17 protein-coding genes are annotated in these 16,794 nt (G+C 71.6%); 10 read left to right on the top strand and 7 right to left on the bottom strand.

Going from position 1 to position 16,794, the window contains the following annotated elements; genetic code table 11:
- Positions 1-157 precede the first annotated feature (157 nt).
- Positions 158-1,723 carry a cation:proton antiporter gene (locus ACW9J6_RS09050; RefSeq protein WP_457116130.1) on the bottom strand — a complete coding sequence of 522 codons (1,566 nt, stop codon included), beginning with the start codon at positions 1,721-1,723 and terminating at the stop codon, positions 158-160.
- Between the two features lie 249 nt (positions 1,724-1,972).
- Here ACW9J6_RS09050 and map point away from each other — a divergent pair, with 249 nt between their 5' ends.
- Positions 1,973-2,725, top strand: a complete 753-nt coding sequence (gene map / locus ACW9J6_RS09055; protein ID WP_457116131.1) for a type I methionyl aminopeptidase — start codon at positions 1,973-1,975, stop codon at positions 2,723-2,725.
- A gap of 112 nt (positions 2,726-2,837) precedes the next feature.
- On the opposite strand, the gene leuB is transcribed toward map, so the two are convergent.
- Together leuB and ACW9J6_RS09065 are read right to left on the bottom strand one after the other, a co-directional pair.
- Complete coding sequence (gene leuB, locus ACW9J6_RS09060; protein ID WP_457116132.1) at positions 2,838-3,944, bottom strand: 3-isopropylmalate dehydrogenase; 1,107 nt, start codon at positions 3,942-3,944, stop codon at positions 2,838-2,840.
- 162 nt (positions 3,945-4,106) lie between these two features.
- Entirely contained in the window at positions 4,107-5,120 is a 1,014-nt protein-coding gene (locus tag ACW9J6_RS09065; protein WP_457116133.1) for a polyprenyl synthetase family protein, read from the bottom strand.
- Positions 5,121-5,181: 61 nt separating this feature from the next.
- On the opposite strand from ACW9J6_RS09065, the gene mtgA reads away from it, so the two are divergent.
- Complete coding sequence (gene mtgA, locus ACW9J6_RS09070) at positions 5,182-5,889, top strand: monofunctional biosynthetic peptidoglycan transglycosylase (RefSeq protein WP_457116134.1); 708 nt, start codon at positions 5,182-5,184, stop codon at positions 5,887-5,889.
- An 88-nt stretch (positions 5,890-5,977) separates the two neighbouring features.
- Positions 5,978-6,319 (top strand): hypothetical protein, encoded by a 342-nt coding sequence (locus tag ACW9J6_RS09075; protein ID WP_457116135.1) that lies wholly within the window; start codon positions 5,978-5,980, stop codon positions 6,317-6,319.
- A 433-nt stretch (positions 6,320-6,752) separates the two neighbouring features.
- Here the strand turns inward: ACW9J6_RS09075 and ACW9J6_RS09080 are convergent, their stop codons facing one another.
- Together ACW9J6_RS09080 and ACW9J6_RS09085 are read right to left on the bottom strand one after the other, a co-directional pair.
- On the bottom strand, positions 6,753-7,172 hold the full coding sequence (locus tag ACW9J6_RS09080) for a PaaI family thioesterase (protein WP_457116136.1): 420 nt from the start codon (positions 7,170-7,172) through the stop codon (positions 6,753-6,755).
- Positions 7,165-7,695, bottom strand: coding sequence for an aromatic ring-hydroxylating oxygenase subunit alpha (locus ACW9J6_RS09085; protein WP_457116137.1), 531 nt, complete (start codon positions 7,693-7,695; stop codon positions 7,165-7,167). The genes ACW9J6_RS09080 and ACW9J6_RS09085 overlap by 8 nt, the downstream gene beginning before the upstream one ends.
- Before the next feature lie 68 nt (positions 7,696-7,763).
- Here ACW9J6_RS09085 and ACW9J6_RS09090 point away from each other — a divergent pair, with 68 nt between their 5' ends.
- The gene (locus ACW9J6_RS09090) at positions 7,764-8,474 is read left to right on the top strand and encodes a TetR/AcrR family transcriptional regulator (protein ID WP_457116138.1); all 711 of its coding nucleotides are present in this window, start codon (positions 7,764-7,766) and stop codon (positions 8,472-8,474) included.
- Between the two features lie 38 nt (positions 8,475-8,512).
- Here ACW9J6_RS09090 and ACW9J6_RS09095 read toward each other — a convergent pair whose 3' ends face one another.
- Positions 8,513-9,754, bottom strand: a complete 1,242-nt coding sequence (locus tag ACW9J6_RS09095) for an argininosuccinate synthase (RefSeq protein WP_457116139.1) — start codon at positions 9,752-9,754, stop codon at positions 8,513-8,515.
- A gap of 180 nt (positions 9,755-9,934) precedes the next feature.
- Here ACW9J6_RS09095 and ACW9J6_RS09100 point away from each other — a divergent pair, with 180 nt between their 5' ends.
- Positions 9,935-10,561: a DsbA family protein gene (locus ACW9J6_RS09100; protein ID WP_457116140.1), complete on the top strand. Its 627-nt coding sequence runs from the start codon at positions 9,935-9,937 to the stop codon at positions 10,559-10,561.
- An 18-nt stretch (positions 10,562-10,579) separates the two neighbouring features.
- Here the strand turns inward: ACW9J6_RS09100 and ACW9J6_RS09105 are convergent, their stop codons facing one another.
- Positions 10,580-11,566, bottom strand: coding sequence for a transporter (locus tag ACW9J6_RS09105; protein ID WP_457116141.1), 987 nt, complete (start codon positions 11,564-11,566; stop codon positions 10,580-10,582).
- A 267-nt stretch (positions 11,567-11,833) separates the two neighbouring features.
- Between ACW9J6_RS09105 and ACW9J6_RS09110 the strand changes: the two genes are divergently transcribed.
- From ACW9J6_RS09110 to ACW9J6_RS09130, 5 genes are all read left to right on the top strand, one after another.
- Positions 11,834-12,550 (top strand): DsbA family protein, encoded by a 717-nt coding sequence (locus ACW9J6_RS09110; RefSeq protein WP_457116142.1) that lies wholly within the window; start codon positions 11,834-11,836, stop codon positions 12,548-12,550.
- A 96-nt stretch (positions 12,551-12,646) separates the two neighbouring features.
- Positions 12,647-13,321 carry a hypothetical protein gene (locus tag ACW9J6_RS09115; RefSeq protein WP_457116143.1) on the top strand — a complete coding sequence of 225 codons (675 nt, stop codon included), beginning with the start codon at positions 12,647-12,649 and terminating at the stop codon, positions 13,319-13,321.
- Positions 13,322-13,714: 393 nt separating this feature from the next.
- A complete protein-coding gene (locus ACW9J6_RS09120) occupies positions 13,715-14,287 on the top strand; it encodes a F0F1 ATP synthase subunit delta (RefSeq protein WP_457116144.1) in 573 nt (190 codons plus the stop codon).
- A 63-nt stretch (positions 14,288-14,350) separates the two neighbouring features.
- The gene (gene atpA, locus ACW9J6_RS09125) at positions 14,351-15,880 is read left to right on the top strand and encodes a F0F1 ATP synthase subunit alpha (RefSeq protein WP_457116145.1); all 1,530 of its coding nucleotides are present in this window, start codon (positions 14,351-14,353) and stop codon (positions 15,878-15,880) included.
- A gap of 31 nt (positions 15,881-15,911) precedes the next feature.
- Entirely contained in the window at positions 15,912-16,790 is an 879-nt protein-coding gene (locus ACW9J6_RS09130) for a F0F1 ATP synthase subunit gamma (protein WP_457116146.1), read from the top strand.
- The last annotated feature ends 4 nt before the right edge of the window (positions 16,791-16,794 follow it).

Here is a 16,794-nt window from a genome sequence, read left to right on the forward strand (position 1 = left end):
GGCATCCGGGTCGAACTCATGGGTGGCCTCTGGCGGTTCCTCGGGCGGCCCCCGTTCGGGGCGCCGTTCGTGCTTGCAGCTTCCGCCATACTCCGAGGCTCGGCCCGTTGCCCAGCCCGTCCGGCGCGGGGCCGCATCGCGTCCGGGCGGGCGCCCGTCACATCTGGTCGATCTCCTCCCGCGGGGTGGCGCTGAGTTCGGCCCAATCGAACTCCTCCTCCAGGCGGAAGAAGGCGTCGTCCCCGATCCGGCCGCGCTCGCGCAGGTCGAGGATGGTGCGCCGCGCCGCCTCGATCGCCCGCCGCCGCGGGGCGTCCGAGGGGAGCGACCCGGGGGCGCGGCCCTCGCGGTCGCGCTCGGCCTCGTCGAGGGCGGCCGCGAATTCCTGGCGCAGGGTCGCCGCGTAGGGCGAGCGGTCCTGCGCGAGGCTGTCGAGGGCGGAGCGATAGGCCGCCGCCCGGGCGAGACCGACCTCGCGCCCGACCGGGTCGTCGTCGCGCAGGGCGAACCACGCGAGGAGCGGGCGCAGGGTCAGGCCCTGGACGACCAGCGTGCCGAGCACGGCCCCGAACGCGGTCAGCACCACGAGGTCGCGGTGCGGGAACGGGTGCTCGCCGCCCTCCGGCAAGGCGAGCGCCAGCGCCACCGTCACCACCCCGCGCATGCCGCACCACGCCACCGTGGCGCTGCCCTGCGGCGAGGCGGGCTCGAGGCCCACGGGCCCGAAGGCGCGCCGCCAGAGCCGGGCGGCGGCACCCGCGCCCATGACCCAGGCGATCCGCACCAGCACGAGGGTCAGGAAGACCGCGCCCGCCACCAGGGCGTAGCGGTTGCGGTCCTCCGCGGAGAGGCCCTCCAGGATCGGGCCGATCTGCAGCCCGATCAGCACGAAGGCCAGAACGTTGAGGACGAAGACCGCCGTCTCCCACACGGCGTAGGAGGGGACCCGCAGGTGGGCGGGCGTGGTGGCGGGGGCGATGCGCGCCACCGTGATGGCGTAGCTCACCACCGTCAGCACGCCGGAGAGGCCGATCCGCTCGGCCACCAGCCAGACCCCGAAGGTCGCGACGAACTGGAGCACGATGGTGCTCGGCGCGTCCGTGATGCGGCGCATCGCCCGCACGTAGATCCAGGCCAGGACCGGCCCGGCGATCACGCTGCCGACGACGCCGATCAGGAAGGTCGGCACCACGTCCCGGGCCATGAAGCTGCCGCTCATGGCGGCCGGCACGGCGAGGCGATAGATCAGCAGCGACGTGGCATCGTTGAACAGGCTCTCGCCCTTCAGGATGGTGACGAGCCGGTGGGGCAGCGCCACGTGCCGCAGCACCGAGAGCGCCGCCACCGCGTCGGGCGGCGCCACGACGGCGCCGAGGACGATGCAGGCGGCGAGCGGCATGTCCGGCACCAGCCAGCGCACGATGCCGGCCACCGCCGCCGTGGTCACGCCGACCGCGCCGATGACGAGGCCGGTGATCGGCAGCCAGTTCGCGCGCAGGTCGCGCGCCGAGGTGTCGTAGCCGGCATCGAGCAGGACGGGGGCGAGGAACAGGGCGAGGGCGAGGTCGGGGTCGAGCCGGAGGTTGGGAACCGCGTCCACGAAGGCGAGGGCGGTGCCGCCGAGCGCCAGGAAGGCCGGGAACGGCGCGCCCAGGCGCCGCGCCAGGGCCGCCAGCAGGACGGCGACCAGCAGGACACCGACGATCCATTCGAAAACGAGCATGATCTCCGCCTCGGTCAGGGGCCCGAGATAGGGCGAGGGACGGAGAACAACACCGGCACGGCGACGATGGGCGCGGGCCGCGACGCGGGGAGGCGGGATCGTCCGCGGGACGGGACGGCCAGACAGGGCCCGCGCGCGCCGGCGGCGCCGGTCCGGATCCCTCGCGCAGCGTCACCGGCTTCGCGCGGCGCCGTCCCGGTGGCAGAAGATCCGGCGAGAGGCCCGCGCGCCCTCGCGAAAGGAACCCCCATGACGGTCTCGAACGAGGACGAACTCGAAGCCCTGCGGCAGGTCGGCCGCATCGTCGCCGAGACGCTCGAGGCGATGGGCCGGGCGATCGAGCCGGGGATGACGACGGGCGAGCTCGACGCGGTCGGACGGGCGTTCATGGAGGCCGCCGGCGCCCGCTCGGCGCCCGAGACGGTCTACGCCTTTCCCGGGGCGACCTGCATCAGCGTCAACGAGGAGGTCGCCCACGGCATCCCGGGGGCCCGGCGGCTCGCGCCGGGCGACCTCGTCAACATCGACGTCGCCGCGGAGAAGGGCGGCTACTTCGCGGACACGGGCGCGTCCTTCGCGGTGCCGCCCGCCACCCGCGCGGTCGAGCGGCTGTGCAAGGACGGGCGCCGGGCCCTGTGGACGGGGCTGCGCCAGGTCGGCGCGGGCCTGCCGCTCGCGGGCATCGGCCGGGCCGTGGGCGCCTTCGCGCGCAAGAACGGCTACACGCTCGTGCGCAACCTCGCGAGCCACGGCGTCGGGCGCGCGCTGCACGAGGAGCCGACCGAGATCGCGACCTGGCCCGACGCCTCCGAGCGCCGCATCATGGGGGAGGGGCTGGTGCTGACCGTCGAGCCCTTCCTGTCCCTCGGCGCGGAATTCGCCGGGAACGGCGAGGATCCCTGGACCCTCTACGCCGAGCCGCGCGCCCTCACGGTCCAGTACGAGCACACCGTCGTCGCCACCCGCAACGGGCCGCTGATCCTCACCCTGCCGGGACGCTAGCGCGATTTCCGAGGAAGCGGATGCCGGTTCGGCGGAGGCAATGCGGCACAATCAAAGACCGAGAGCAGGCTTCACGGTTCAATCCGACCGAAGCCTGCTCTCGGGGGCGGGCTCAGCCCGCGAGCGCGTCGAGTTCCCGCAGGATCGCGTCGCCCATCTCCGTGGTGCCGATCGCGTTGGCGCCCGGGCCGGCGATGTCGCGGGTGCGGGTGCCGCCCGCCAGAGTCCGGGTGATCGCCCCCTCGACGAGGTCGGCCGCGTCGCCGAGGCCGAAGGAGTAGCGCAGGGCCATGGCGAGCGAGCCGATCATCGCGATCGGGTTGGCGAGGTTCTGGCCGGCGATGTCCGGGGCCGAGCCGTGGACCGGCTCGTAGAGCGCCCGCCGGGTGCCGTTCTCGACGGCACCGAGGGAGGCGGACGGCAGCATTCCCAGCGAGCCGGTCAGCATCGCGGCCACGTCCGACAGGATGTCGCCGAACAGGTTGTCGGTGACGAGCACGTCGTACTGCTTGGGGTTGCGCACGAGCTGCATGGCGCAGTTGTCGGCGAGCACGTGCTCCAGCGTCACGTCGGGAAACCGCTCGGCATGGACGCGGGTGACGACCTCCTTCCAGAGGACGCCCGTCTTCATCACGTTGTGCTTCTCGGCCGAGGAGACCTTGTTCCGGCGCTTGCGGGCGAGGTCGAAGGCGACCGCGGCGATGCGCTCGATCTCTCCCGACGTGTAGATCTGCGTGTCGACGGCGCGCTTGGTGCCGTCCTCCAGGGTCACGATCTCCTTCGGCTCGCCGAAATAGACGCCGCCCGTCAGCTCGCGGACGATGACGATGTCGAGGCCCTCGACGAGCTCGTGCTTGAGCGACGAGGCGGCGGCGAGCGCCGGGTAGCAGATCGCCGGGCGCAGGTTCGCGAACAGGCCGAGATCCTTGCGCAGGCGCAGGAGGCCGGCCTCCGGCCGCAGGGCGTAGGGCACGCTCGCCCATTTCGGGCCGCCGACCGCCCCGAACAGCACCGCGTCGGCCGCCTGGGCGCGGGCGAGCGCCGCGTCGGTCAGCGGCACCCCGTGCGCGTCGAGGGCCGCACCGCCGACGAGGTCGGTCTCGGTCTCGAAGGCGGCGATGCCCCGGCCCGAGAGCCAGCCCAGCACCTTCTCCACCTCGCGCGCCACTTCGGGGCCGATGCCGTCGCCGGGGAGGAGCAGGATCTTGTGCGTGGCCATGGGGGGTGTCCGGTTCGGGCGGAAAGGGGGCGGGCGAATGGCGAATGGCGAATGGCGAATGGCGAATGGCGAATGGTCCCGGCCATCACTCCGGGCGTCAAGGGCGGCGCGGCGGGAGCCTCATCGTCCCCATTCGCCATTCGCCACTCACCCTTCGCCCCGTCAGGTCTTGCGGGCGACGGTGAAGCGGGCGGCCTCGCGCAGGGTCGCGGCGGCCTCGCCCCAGGGCGCGAGCGCGGCCTCGCACTCGGCGACGAGCCGCTCGCACTCGGCCCGCGCGCCGTCGAGGCCGAGGCGGTCGACCAGGGTCGCCTTGCCGGCGGCCGCGTCCTTGCCGGTGCGCTTGCCCATCGCCTCGGCGGAGGCCTCGCGGTCGAGGATGTCGTCGGCGACCTGGAAGGCCTGGCCGAGCGCCCGGCCGTAGCGCAGGAGGGCGGTCCGCTGCTCGGGGGTCGCCCCGCCCACGAGGGCGCCGGCATCGACGGAGACCGCGAGCAGCGCGCCGGTCTTCATGGCCTGGAGCTGGAGGGTCGCGTCGACGTCGAGTTCGGCCGGGCCGAAGCGGCCCTCGGCCCCGAGGTCGAGGAGCTGGCCGCCGACCATGCCGCCGAGGCCGGAGGCCCGGGCGAGCCCCAGCACCAGCTCGGCCCGGATGCCGGGATCCGGCTGCCAGGCCGGGTCCGCCAGCAGCTCGAAGGCGAGCGTCAGCAGCGCGTCGCCGACCAGGATCGCGGTGGCCTCGTCGTAGGCCTTGTGGACGGTCGGCTTGCCGCGGCGCAGGTCGTCGTCGTCCATGGCCGGGAGGTCGTCGTGGACCAGGGAGTAGCAGTGGACGAGTTCGATGCCGCTGCCGGCCGCGAGCGCGCCCGGATAGGCCCCGCCGAGCATGCGCGCGGTCTCGATGGCCAGGAAGGGCCGCAGGCGCTTGCCGCCGCCCAGCACCGCGTGGCGCATGGCCGCCATCAAGCGCGGCGGGCGCGTGATCTCGCCGGGCCCCGCGGTGTCGCCCAGGCGCTCGTCGAGGAAGGCCTCGACCGCGTCCGCCACCGCCCCGAGCCGGGCGGGGAAATCGGAGCCCTGCGGATAGCCGCTGCCGGCCGTTCCGTGCGAAGGACTTGTGACACCGGCCCCGGCGGAGCCCCGGGTCCCGGCCGGGCCGGCCTGCAGTGACGTCATGGTGGAAGCCTCGGTCGAAGTGCCAGGGGAGGAAGGCATTCAGGAGCCGCGCGTCGGGACGATGGGGACCGTGGCCGGCACCCCCGCGGCGGCGCGGCGGCCGCGGCTGCTCCGCACGCTGCGCCTCCTCGCCCTCCTGCCCGTCATGGCGGTCGTCCTGATCCTGTGCCTCGCGCTCGTCTATCGCGCGGTGGACCCGCCCTCAACCCTGATGCTCAGCCGTTGGTTGACGGGCCACCCGGTCGAGCGGGACGCCGTTTCCCTCTCGGCCGTGTCGCCCCTGATCGTCGAGGCGGTGGTGGCCTCCGAGGACCAGCGCTTCTGCCTGCACCGCGGCGTCGATTGGGGCGCGCTCGGCGAGGTGGTGAGCGACGAGGACGGGCCGCGCCGCGGCGCCTCGACGGTGACCATGCAGACGGTGAAGAACGTCTTCCTGTGGCCCAGCCGCTCCTACCTGCGCAAGGCCCTGGAGATCCCCCTCGCGCTCCTCGCCGACTTCGTCTGGGGCAAGCGGCGCACGATGGAGATCTATCTCAACGTGGCGGAATGGGGCGAGGGGATCTACGGGGTCGAGGCCGCCGCCCGCCACTGGTTCCACCGCAGCGCCCGCGACCTCACCCGCAGCGAGGCGGCGCTCCTCGTCGCGGCGCTGCCCAACCCCATCGCCCGCAACCCCGCCCGTCCCTCCCGCGGCCTGGGCGCGCTCGCCGGACGCCTGCAGGCCCGGATGGCGCGTACCGCCCACCTCTCCGCCTGCCTGCGGTCCTGACGCTAGGACCGGGGATGAGCGGTGGAACGCGGGTGGCGTCGGGCCGATTCCCCGCGTAGAGAGCGCACCTGTCCGCCCAGGAGGCAGCATGTTCACACTCGAAATCGACGGAACCCCGGTCGCCGTGATCCGGGCGACCGAGACCCAGGCCCGGGAATTGCTCGACGTGGAGGGCTTCAAGGACGACCTGCGCACGATGACGAGCGAGGGGCGCCCCCTCTGGTCGGGCGACGCCGCCAAGCTCAAGCTGCGGCCCTCCACCGAGGACGAGGTCGAGACCTTCGACGACGCCATGGAGGAGGACGAGGAGTTCGAGGACGAGCCGGACGATTCGGGCACGAAGGCCGGCGACACCGCGGACGACGAGGAGGAGGCGGACGACGTCGATATCCTGTTCCTCGTCGACATCGACGACGAGGCGGAGCACTGAGGGCGGGAGCGGGCGCGGTGCTGTGGCGTCCGTGCCCGCACCGGTCCCGGACCGTTCCGGGCGGCGGGGCGATCCGAGAGCGCTGCCCGGTCGCGTTGCGATCGGTCAGCGCTCTCGGTTCTTGATTGTGCCGCATCTTCTTCGACGAACCGGCGTCCACTTCGCCGAAAAATGCTCTCGCCGCCCGTTCCTGTCTCCGGCACCGGCGCGGCCGCTGCCAGCCTTCTCCGACTCGCCGCAGCGGCGCGGTGGGACCAGATCATCGCGGGCCGGCCAGCGGGACGCGCGAGCAGGCTTCGATCACGTCGAATCGTGAAGCCTGCCCTCGGCCTTTGTCATTGCCGCATGCCCTCCGCTGAACCGGGGTGCACTTCAGCGGGAAAGGCTCGAGGGAGCACCGGATCCGCGTCCGCGGCGGGCTCGAGCCGCACCCCTATGCCACCGCGATGACGGTCCCCTGCGCCAGCGCGCACAGCGTCTCCACACCGTTCAGCAGCGCGAACACCTCGCATTGGCAGACCGCCTGCCGCTTGCCCGCGCTCCTCGCCTCCGCGCGGGCGACCAGCTCCGCACCGACCGCCGGCTTCAGGTAGTTGATCTTGAACTCCGAGGTCAGCGCGTTGCCGCCGAGCGCGAGCCCGCCCGCGAAGGTGATGGCGTTGTCGGCCAGATAGCTGATCGCCCCGCCATGCACGAAGCCGTGCTGCTGCGTCAGGTGGTCGGCGACCGCGAGACCGATCTCGGCCCAGCCCGGATCCACGCTCACCAGCCTCGCGCCGATGAAGCGACTGAAGGGCTGGCTCTCGAAGACGCGGCGGGCGAAGTCGTGCAGGTCATCCGTGAGCTCAGCCATGACGCGCCTCGTCGGCAACGGCCGTCGAGCGATCCGCCGCCAGCGTTGGCGGCCCTGATCCGCACCGGGACAGGGCCTGGTCGACGCTGTGCTGGAAAATGGCCCATAGACCTTCCTCGAGGCCGAGGATGTGAGCGGTGTTGCCACAGACCCAGCCGTGGAACGGGCAGACGAAGGCCTTCAGCGTCCTCTCCGACGCCTCGCCCGTGACGAGTTTGGCGCCCCTGTGCCTGCAGGTGTTAAGGAAGGCGCGCAGGACACCGTCCTGTCCGCGGACGACCACGAAAGGGAGACGGTCCCAATCGCTCACGAGGGTGGATCCGGGCCGACGCACGTGGGAAGCATGCCCGGCCACGAGCGGAGAGGCCCGAAAGAGAGTGTCGAGTTCCCTCTGAAAGATCGCGTCGTCCGTATAGTTGCGAGCCGGCACCTCGGCGATACGTCCGAGCATCTCGGCATCCCTGCCCCGCTCACGGAGGTCCAGGAGGATCCGAAGGGTCTCGACTTGCACCTCGTGCTTCATGCCCGCCCCTCCCGCGCGGCCCGAGCGACTGCGGCGCCTCGCGGCAGTCCCGCCGAACCCTGGGTCAAGTGCCCCTAGGTTATGAGGAGGAAGGCCGGCCCGCAACAAGGAATGAATCGGAGTTCAATCTTTTCATGACGTACCGCCGCACCGCCAAGATGCAGACCCGGATCGAGGCGAAGCGCGAAGCGGTCATCGAGGCCGCCCGCCGGCTGGTCGGCGAGGCGGGGTACGCGGAGGCAGGCATGCCGGCCGTGGCCGCGTTGGCGGGCGTCTCCATCGGCGCGCTGTACCGGCATTTTCCCTCGAAGGCTGCCCTGTTCGGCGAGGTGTTCCGGCGCGTGTCGGAGCGGGAGATCGCGGTCTTCGCGACGGCGGCAGCGATCCCGGGCGACGCCCGCACGCGCTTGTCCCGCGCGATCGAGGCCTTCGCCCAACGCGCGCTGCGGAATCGGCGTCTCGCCCAAGCCCTGCTGGTGGACTCGATCGGCCCCGAGATCGACGCGGATCGCCGCCGCCTCCGGGAGCCTTACCGGGCGATCATCGAGGCGATTGTGCGCGCGGGGACCGAGGCGGGGGAGATCGGCCCGCAGGACCCCTCGGTCACCGCGACGGCGATCGTCGGTGCCATCGTCGAGACCATGCTGGGACCTCTCGGGCGTTCGTCGGAGGCGCCGCGCGACGCTGACCTGGTTCGCAGCCTGGTACGGGTCTGCGTCCACGCTCTCGGCCCGGAGCCGCGGCCCGCGCAGCGGGAGAACGCGCCGCGGCAGGCCTGATCCCGCCCTCGGGCGTGTCCCCTCGCCGGCGCGCCCCATCAACCCCCGAGCTTGCGCCGGCGCTGGCCGAGCGTGCGCAGTCGCAGGGCGTTGAGCTTGATGAAGCCCGCCGCGTCGCGGTGGTCGTAGGCGACCGCGCCCTCCTCGAATGTGACGAGGTCCTGGTCGTAGAGCGAGTGCGGGCTCTCGCGGCCGATCACGTGCACGCCGCCCTTGTAGAGCTTCAGCCGCACCGTGCCGGTCACCATCTCCTGGCTCTTGTCGATCAGCGCCTGCAGCATCTCGCGCTCGGGCGAGAACCAGAAGCCGTTGTAGATCAGCTCCGCGTAGCGGGGCATCAGCTCGTCCTTGAGATGCGCCGCGCCGCGGTCGAGGGTGATCGACTCGATCGCCCGGTGGGCCGGCAGCAGGATCGTGCCGCCCGGGGTCTCGTACATGCCCCGGCTCTTCATGCCGACGAAGCGGTTCTCCACGAGGTCGAGGCGCCCGATGCCGTTCGCGCGGCCGAGGTCGTTCAGCCTGGCGAGCAGCGTCGCGGGCGAGAGCCGCTCGCCGTCGATCGAGACCGCGTCGCCACGCTCGAAGCCGATCGTGATCACGGTCGGCGTGTCGGGCGCCTCCTCGGGCGAGAGGGTGCGGGAATAGACGTAGTCCGGCACGTCGAGGGCCGGATCCTCCAGCACCTTGCCCTCCGAGGAGGCGTGCAGGAGGTTCGCGTCGACCGAGAACGGCGCCTCGCCGCGCTTGTCCTTGGCGATCGGGATCTGGTGCTGCTCGGCGAAGGCGATCAGCGCCTCGCGGGAGCGGAAGTCCCACTCGCGCCAGGGGGCGATCACCGTCACGTCGGGCTTCAGCGCGTAGTAGGCGAGTTCGAACCGGACTTGGTCGTTGCCCTTGCCGGTGGCGCCGTGGGCGACCGCATCGGCCCCGACCCGCTCGGCGATCTCGATCTGCTTCCTGGCGATCAGCGGCCGCGCGATCGAGGTGCCCAGCAGGTAGACGCCCTCGTATTGGGCGTTGGCCCGGAACATCGGAAACACGTAGTCCCGCACGAATTCCTCGCGCAGATCCTCGATGAAGATGTTCTCGGGCTTGATGCCGAGCAGCTCCGCCTTGGCCCGGGCCGGCGCCAGCTCCTCGCCCTGGCCCAGATCCGCCGTGAAGGTCACCACCTCGCAGCCATAGGTGGTCTGCAGCCACTTGAGGATGATCGAGGTGTCGAGTCCGCCCGAATAGGCGAGCACGACCTTCTGCACGCGCTTCTTGGAGGGGTCGGACATGGAACGGGCCTCGGCTGCCGATGGGAGAGAGGCGGGCCTTATCAGCCGATCCCGCAGGCGTGCAACCGGGACGGCCTTGTCCGCGCTTTTCCCGCGTGGCGAAGCGACGCCCCGGTGCTGCGCTTGTGGCTGGACGGGGGTGGAGCGAAGCTGACCCCATCCCCCCGACAGGAGGCCCGAATGGCGCGCCGGCCCACCCTCGAATTCTGGTTCGAGTTCGCGTCGACCTACTCCTACCTGGCGGCGATGCGCGTCGAGGCGCTGGCGGAGGCGGCGGGCGTGTCCCTGCGCTGGCGGCCCTTCCTGCTCGGCCCGATCTTCCAGGGCCAGGGCTGGGCCTCCTCGCCCTTCAACCTCTACCCGGCGAAGGGGCGCCAGATGTGGCGCGACCTCGCCCGGGAGGCGGCGCGGCTCGGCCTGCCGCCGGTGCGGCGGCCCGCGGATTTCCCGCAGAACAGCCTCGCGGCGGCGCGCGTCGCCACGTACGGCGCCGAGGAGCCGTGGATCGGCGCCTTCACGCGGGCGGTCTTCACGACGGAATTCGCCAAGGGGCAGTCCATCGCCGAGCCCGGCACCATCTCGGCGCTGCTCAACGGCCTGGGCCTCGACGGGCCGGCGATCCTGCGCGCGGCCACCGCCGAACCAACGAAGAGCCGGCTGCGGGTCATGGGCGAGGAGGCGAAGTCGCGGGGGATCTTCGGCGCCCCGACCTTCCTCACCGAGGACGGCGAGCTGTTCTGGGGCAACGACCGCCTGGAGCAGGCGATCGCCTGGGCGGTCGGGGACCGACCGCCCGGCTTCACGTGAGCGGGGGGAGCCCGCCGATCAGTACTTCGTGACGAGCGGGCCGGGCGGCGGCGCCACGGGCTTGGCCGCATCCGCCACGTAGAGCGGCAGGATGATGCGGAACCAGCCGCGGGTCTCCTCATTCTTCTGCCGCTGCCCGAAGACGTTCTGCGTCTCGCGGGCCACCACGTCGCGGGTCACGTAGGCCTGGACCACGAAGCGGTCGAAGTTGTAGCCGACGAGGCCGCCCACCGCGACCTGCCCGACCCGCTGATAGTTGCGGTAGAGGGGATCGGTCCGGCGCACCGGCAGGTCGGTCGAGGCGTAGGCCACCGGCCCGATCTCGAACTTGCCGAACTTCTTCGTCGCCGTGAGGTCGAGGTTCAGGCTGTCGGACTGGGCCTGCGGGCCGAGGGCTGTGCCCACCGCGCCGCCGAAGCGGGCGTGGGGGTCGAGGGTGAGGCCGTAGGTGAGGGCGGCCGTGATGTTGTAGCTGCCGTCACCGACGAAGCTCGCCGTCCAGGTCTGGCGCAGGGTCGTGGAGGCGATCTGCGGGATCAGCGGCGTGCCGGCCGGGCCGATGCCGAGCGAGCCGCGGTCGCCGACATTGATGTAGGCGCCGAGCAGGTAGGACACGCCGAAGCCCCGGCCCAGGTCCCAGGCGAAGACGCTGCCGATGATCGGGTTGTAGAAGACGCTGAGGTCGTTGTTCGGGATCGGGGCCGGGTTGTTCGGGTTCACGAACACCGACGGCACCGCGATCAGCGGCTCGATCTTGGCGCCCAGGATCGTCCAGGGGGTCGACCAGACCAGGATCGGGATGTTGACGCCGATCCCGGGCGCGTTCGCCCGGTCGGCCCGGCCGTAGTCGAAGGTGTTGATCGCGTAGACGCCCTCGGGCAGCGGGTAGCCGCCCGCGAGGCCGACCTGCTCACCGGGCTGCGTCACCGAGGCGGCCTGCGCCGCCGTCACACTCCCCGTCACCGCTGCCGCGAGACCCGCCGCAACAATCCACTTCATCGACATCGCGCTTCCTCGTTGTTAGTCTTATATCAACGTTTCGATCGAGGTCCCCGGTCCGACGCAACGTCACCATCGATAAGGCGCGCCGAACAACCTTGGCTGATCGTTGCGCGGAAGCCGGCACTTCGGCAACCGTCTAGAACCCCCAGTGCCGTGAATAACCGGCAATGTTGCTAATTGACGACACCCGGGCCCCCCGCGGGCCGGTCGCCTTGTTTCGGCCAAGCTGCGGCAGCACGCGGTGTTTTCCGTTCCGCACCGGTGGCCCGCATGCTCCCTTCCCGCCGCTCGCTCCTCATCTCCCTCGCGGCCGCCGCCGCGGCCGCCCGCGCGCTCGCCGGCTCCGCCGCCGGGGCCCAGGAGGGACAGTGGTATCCCCTGACCGGGGATGACGGCCGGCCGGTGGCGAACCGGCGCCTGCCCGGAGAACTCGTCTCCGAGATCGCGGACCTGCCCGGCCTCGTGCTGGCCGGGAGCGCCGAGCCCGCCGCGACGCTCTTCGAATTCTTCGATTTCAACTGCCCCTGGTGCCGGGCGGCGGCCCAGGATCTCACGGCGCTGATGGCGGAGGCCCCGGGCCTGCGGCTCGGCCTCGTCCAGAACCCGATCCTGTCGCCGCGTTCCGCCCAGGCGGCCAAGGTCGCCCTCGCGCTGCAGCGGCGGGCGGGATCGGCGGCGGCCCTGGCGCTCACCACCGCGCTCTTCGCGGGACGCGGCCCCATCGACGGGCCGTCGGCGCTCGCCGCCGCGCAGGCTCTCGGCCACGACCGCGCGAGCCTGGAGACGGAGGCCGATTCCGACCTCGTGCGGCGGGCCCTCACCGGGCAGATGCGCCTCGCAGCCAATCTCGGCCTTTCGGCCACTCCCTCCTACGTGGTGGGGACGACGGCGCTGCTCGGTTATCCGGGCCGGCGGGCCCTCGCCGCGGTGATCGCGGCCGTGGATGCCTGCGACGCCGTCGTCTGCACCGCCGAGAACCGCGGCTGAGCGGCACCGCAGCGGCGGGATCGAGGCCGGCGCGGCGCTGGACCTGCAGCACGATCCGGGTTCAAGACGACCTTGCGCACGAGCGCCGTGACGGAGATGTCGGGAACGATCATCGAGCAGGGGTGCCGCATGCGTTACGCCGATGAGATGGCGGCCCGGTTGCCGCCCGGACTGAGCTTGCCGGACGAGTTCAGGGCGCTGTTCGATTGGATCGACACCAACGCGTTCTTCATGGCGAGCGGAGCCTATCCCGGAGACCGGCTCGGCTTGCTGGGGACGGAGGATGACGTCCAGACGGGTCGCGTTACGGCGATCCTGTTTCGCATCGCCACGCCTGACCAGGCCCGCGACTTCGGCCGGGGGTGGTTCAGGGATGCGGTTCCGGCCATCGAGGGGCGGCTCGTGCCCTTTGCGCGAACCGGTGGCGACGGCTCGCACGTCGCCTTCTGGCGCGACGACACCGGCCACCGGCAGATCGTCCATCTCGGCTCGGAGGGGCTCGTCTGCCTGCTCGGTCGGACGCCGCTCGACTTCCTCCGGCTGTTGGCCATCGGGTACGAGGAGATCAGCGGGGACTGCCTGGATCGGCCGAACGAGCCGCCCGAGGAGGCCGGGCGCAACGCGGCCTACGCGGCTTGGCTGACCGGACGCTACGGCGTCACGGTGCCGGCCAGGGCGACGGACATTCTCGGCGAGATTCCTGATGCCGCAGCCGAAACCTCGAACGATCCGTTCTGGCGTTGGGTCCATCAGAACCAGACCCTCGCGTAGACGAGCGAGCTGCCATGCCCGCCCGAAGCGCGGCGTGCCCGTCCCCGCCGCGGGCAAGGCCGCCCGCCGCGGCGACCTCCCGGCCGCGGCGCCCCAAGCGTGTCGCCGCCGTGGATGCCGGCGACGCCGTTGTGTGCAACGCGCGATTTCCGGGCCGACGCGGTCGCCTCCGAGCTGCGTCAACCCGCTGAACGGCCTCGGGGAAGCCGCTCCGCCGGCGCCCCAGGCGTCGCCTTGCGCCCCCCGTGAACCCATGCTAGGCCCGCGCCGCGCCGGGGAGGGGGGTCGTTCCGGTCCGGCGCCTTCCCATCATCGGCGGGCCGCGCCGCCTCGACGCCGCGCCGGCGACCGGCGGCAGCGGGACCCGGCCGGCCAGGTAGAGAGAGAGCGCTGGTGGCTCAGAACGGATCGGAATCGGGCTCCACCCTGGGCGGCGTCGCGGGGCGCTACGCCTCGGCCCTGTTCGAACTGGCGCGCGACGAGCGCGCCGTGGACGCGGTCGCCGAGGGGCTCGACCGGTTCGAGGCGCTCACCAAGGAGAGCGCCGACCTGCAGCGCCTCGTGCGCAGCCCCGTCTTCACCACCGAGGAGCAGGTGAAGGCCATCGACGCGGTGCTCGCCCGCGCCGGGATCGCGGGCCTGGCCGCGAACTTCATCCGGCTCTCGGCCACCAACCGGCGGCTGTTCCTGCTGCCCGACATGATCCGCGCCTACAGGGCGCTGGTGCGCGAAGCCAAGGGCATCGTGCGCGCCGAGGTGCGCCTCGCCGAGACGCCCTCCGACGCCGTGCTGGAGGAGATCAAGGCCTCGCTGCGGGACGTCGCCCGCGCGGAGGTCGATCTCGACCTGCGCATCGACCCGAGCCTGATCGGCGGCATCGTGGTCAAGCTCGGCAGCCGCATGGTCGATGCCTCGCTGCGCACCAAGCTCAACAGCATCCGCCTCGCGATGCGGGCCGCGCGCTGAGGGCGCAGCCGCCCCCGCCCGACCCGCTCCTGACACAACACTCGAACCAGAGAAGGTCCGCAGATGGACATCCGAGCCGCTGAGATCTCCGCCATCCTGAAGGAGCAGATCAAGAACTTCGGCCAGGAGGCCGAGGTCACCGAGGTCGGCCAGGTCCTGTCGGTGGGCGACGGCATCGCCCGCGTCTACGGCCTCGACAACGTCCAGGCCGGCGAGATGGTCGAGTTCGAGTCGGGCGTGCGCGGCATGGCGCTCAACCTCGAGCAGGACAACGTCGGCATCGTGATCTTCGGCGCCGACCGCGAGATCAAGGAAGGCCAGACCGTCAAGCGCACCGGCGCCATCGTGGACGTGCCGGTCGGCAAGGGCCTGCTCGGCCGCGTCGTCGACGCGCTCGGCAACCCGATCGACGGCAAGGGCCCGATCGTGTCCTCCGGGCGCCGCCGCGTCGACGTGAAGGCCCCGGGCATCATCCCGCGCAAGTCCGTGCACGAGCCGATGGCCACCGGCCTGAAGTCGGTGGACGCGCTGATCCCGATCGGCCGCGGCCAGCGCGAGCTGATCATCGGCGACCGCCAGACCGGCAAGACCGCCATCGCGCTCGACACCATCCTGAACCAGAAGCCGGCCCATACCGGCACCGACGAGACCGCCAAGCTCTACTGCGTCTACGTCGCGGTGGGCCAGAAGCGCTCGACGGTGGCCCAGTTCGTCAAGGTGCTGGAGGATAACGGCGCCCTCGACTACTCGATCGTCATCGCGGCCACCGCCTCCGACCCGGCCCCGATGCAGTTCCTGGCGCCCTTCTCGGGCTGCGCCATGGGCGAGTTCTTCCGCGACAACGGCATGCACGCCGTGATCATCTACGACGACCTGTCCAAGCAGGCCGTCGCCTACCGCCAGATGTCGCTGCTGCTGCGCCGGCCGCCGGGCCGCGAGGCCTATCCGGGCGATGTGTTCTACCTGCACTCCCGGCTGCTGGAGCGCGCCGCCAAGATGGGCCAGGACGCCGGCCTCGGCTCGCTCACCGCGCTGCCCGTCATCGAGACCCAGGCCAACGACGTCTCGGCCTACATCCCGACCAACGTGATCTCGATCACCGACGGCCAGATCTTCCTGGAGACCGACCTGTTCTACCAGGGCGTGCGCCCGGCGGTGAACGTCGGCCTGTCGGTGTCGCGGGTGGGCTCCTCGGCCCAGACCAAGGCGATGAAAAAGGTCGCCGGCAAGATCAAGGGTGAGCTGGCGCAGTACCGCGAGATGGCGGCCTTCGCGCAGTTCGGCTCGGATCTCGACGCCTCGACCCAGCGCCTGCTCAACCGCGGCGCGCGCCTGACCGAGCTCCTGAAGCAGCCGCAATTCTCGCCGCTGAAGATGGAGGAGCAGGTCGCGGTGATCTACGCGGGCGTGAACGGCTACCTCGACGCGATCCCGGTCAACCGGGTGCGGGCCTTCGAGGACGGGCTGCTCTCGGCCCTGCGCGGCCAGCACGCCGACCTCCTGGAGGCGATCCGCACGTCCAAGGACCTCAGCGACGACTCGGCGGCCAAGCTGAAGGGCGTGGTCGAGTCCTTCGCCAAGTCGTTCTCGTAATCAGCCCGGCACGAGCCCCGAGGGACACCCGATGCCGAGTCTGAAGGACCTGCGCAACCGCATCGCCTCGGTGAAGGCGACCCAGAAGATCACCAAGGCGATGCAGATGGTGGCGGCGGCCAAGCTCCGCCGCGCGCAGAGCGCGGCGGAGAACGCCCGGCCCTACGCCGAGCGCATGGCCGCCGTCCTCGGCAACCTCGCCACCAACCTGACGCCCGGGGCGGAGACGCCCCGGCTCCTGTCGGGCACGGGCGCCGACCGGGTGCACCTGCTCCTCGTCTGCACGGCCGAGCGCGGGCTGTGCGGCGCCTTCAACTCCTCGATCTCGCGCCTCGCGCGCGACCACGCCCGCCGCCTGATGGCGGAGGGCAAGACCGTCAAGATCATCTGCGTCGGCAAGAAGGGCTACGACATCCTGCGCCGGGAGTTCCGCGAGCAGATCGTCGAACTCATCGAGCTGCGCGGCGTGCGCCAGCTCGGCTTCAAGAACGCGGAGGCGATCGCCCAGAACCTGCTCACCCGCTTCGACGCGGGCGAGTTCGACATCGCCACCCTGTTCTACTCGCGCTTCCGGTCGGTGATCGCCCAGATCCCGACCGCGCAGCAGATCATCCCGGCCGAGATCTCCCCGGCCGCGGAGGCGGTGCAGACCGACGCCGCCTACGAGTACGAGCCGGACGAGGGCGAGATCCTGGCGGCGCTGCTCCCCAAGAACCTCACCGTGCAGATCCTCCGGGCGCTCCTGGAGAACGCCGCCTCCGAGCAGGGCGCGCGCATGAGCGCCATGGACAACGCGACCCGCAACGCCGGCGAGATGATCAAGAAGCAGACGCTGGTCTACAACCGGACCCGTCAGGCCCAGATCACCAAGGAGCTGATCGAGATCATCTCCGGCGCCGAAGCGCTCTGACCGC

The organism is Methylobacterium sp. JK268 (assembly GCF_054052225.1).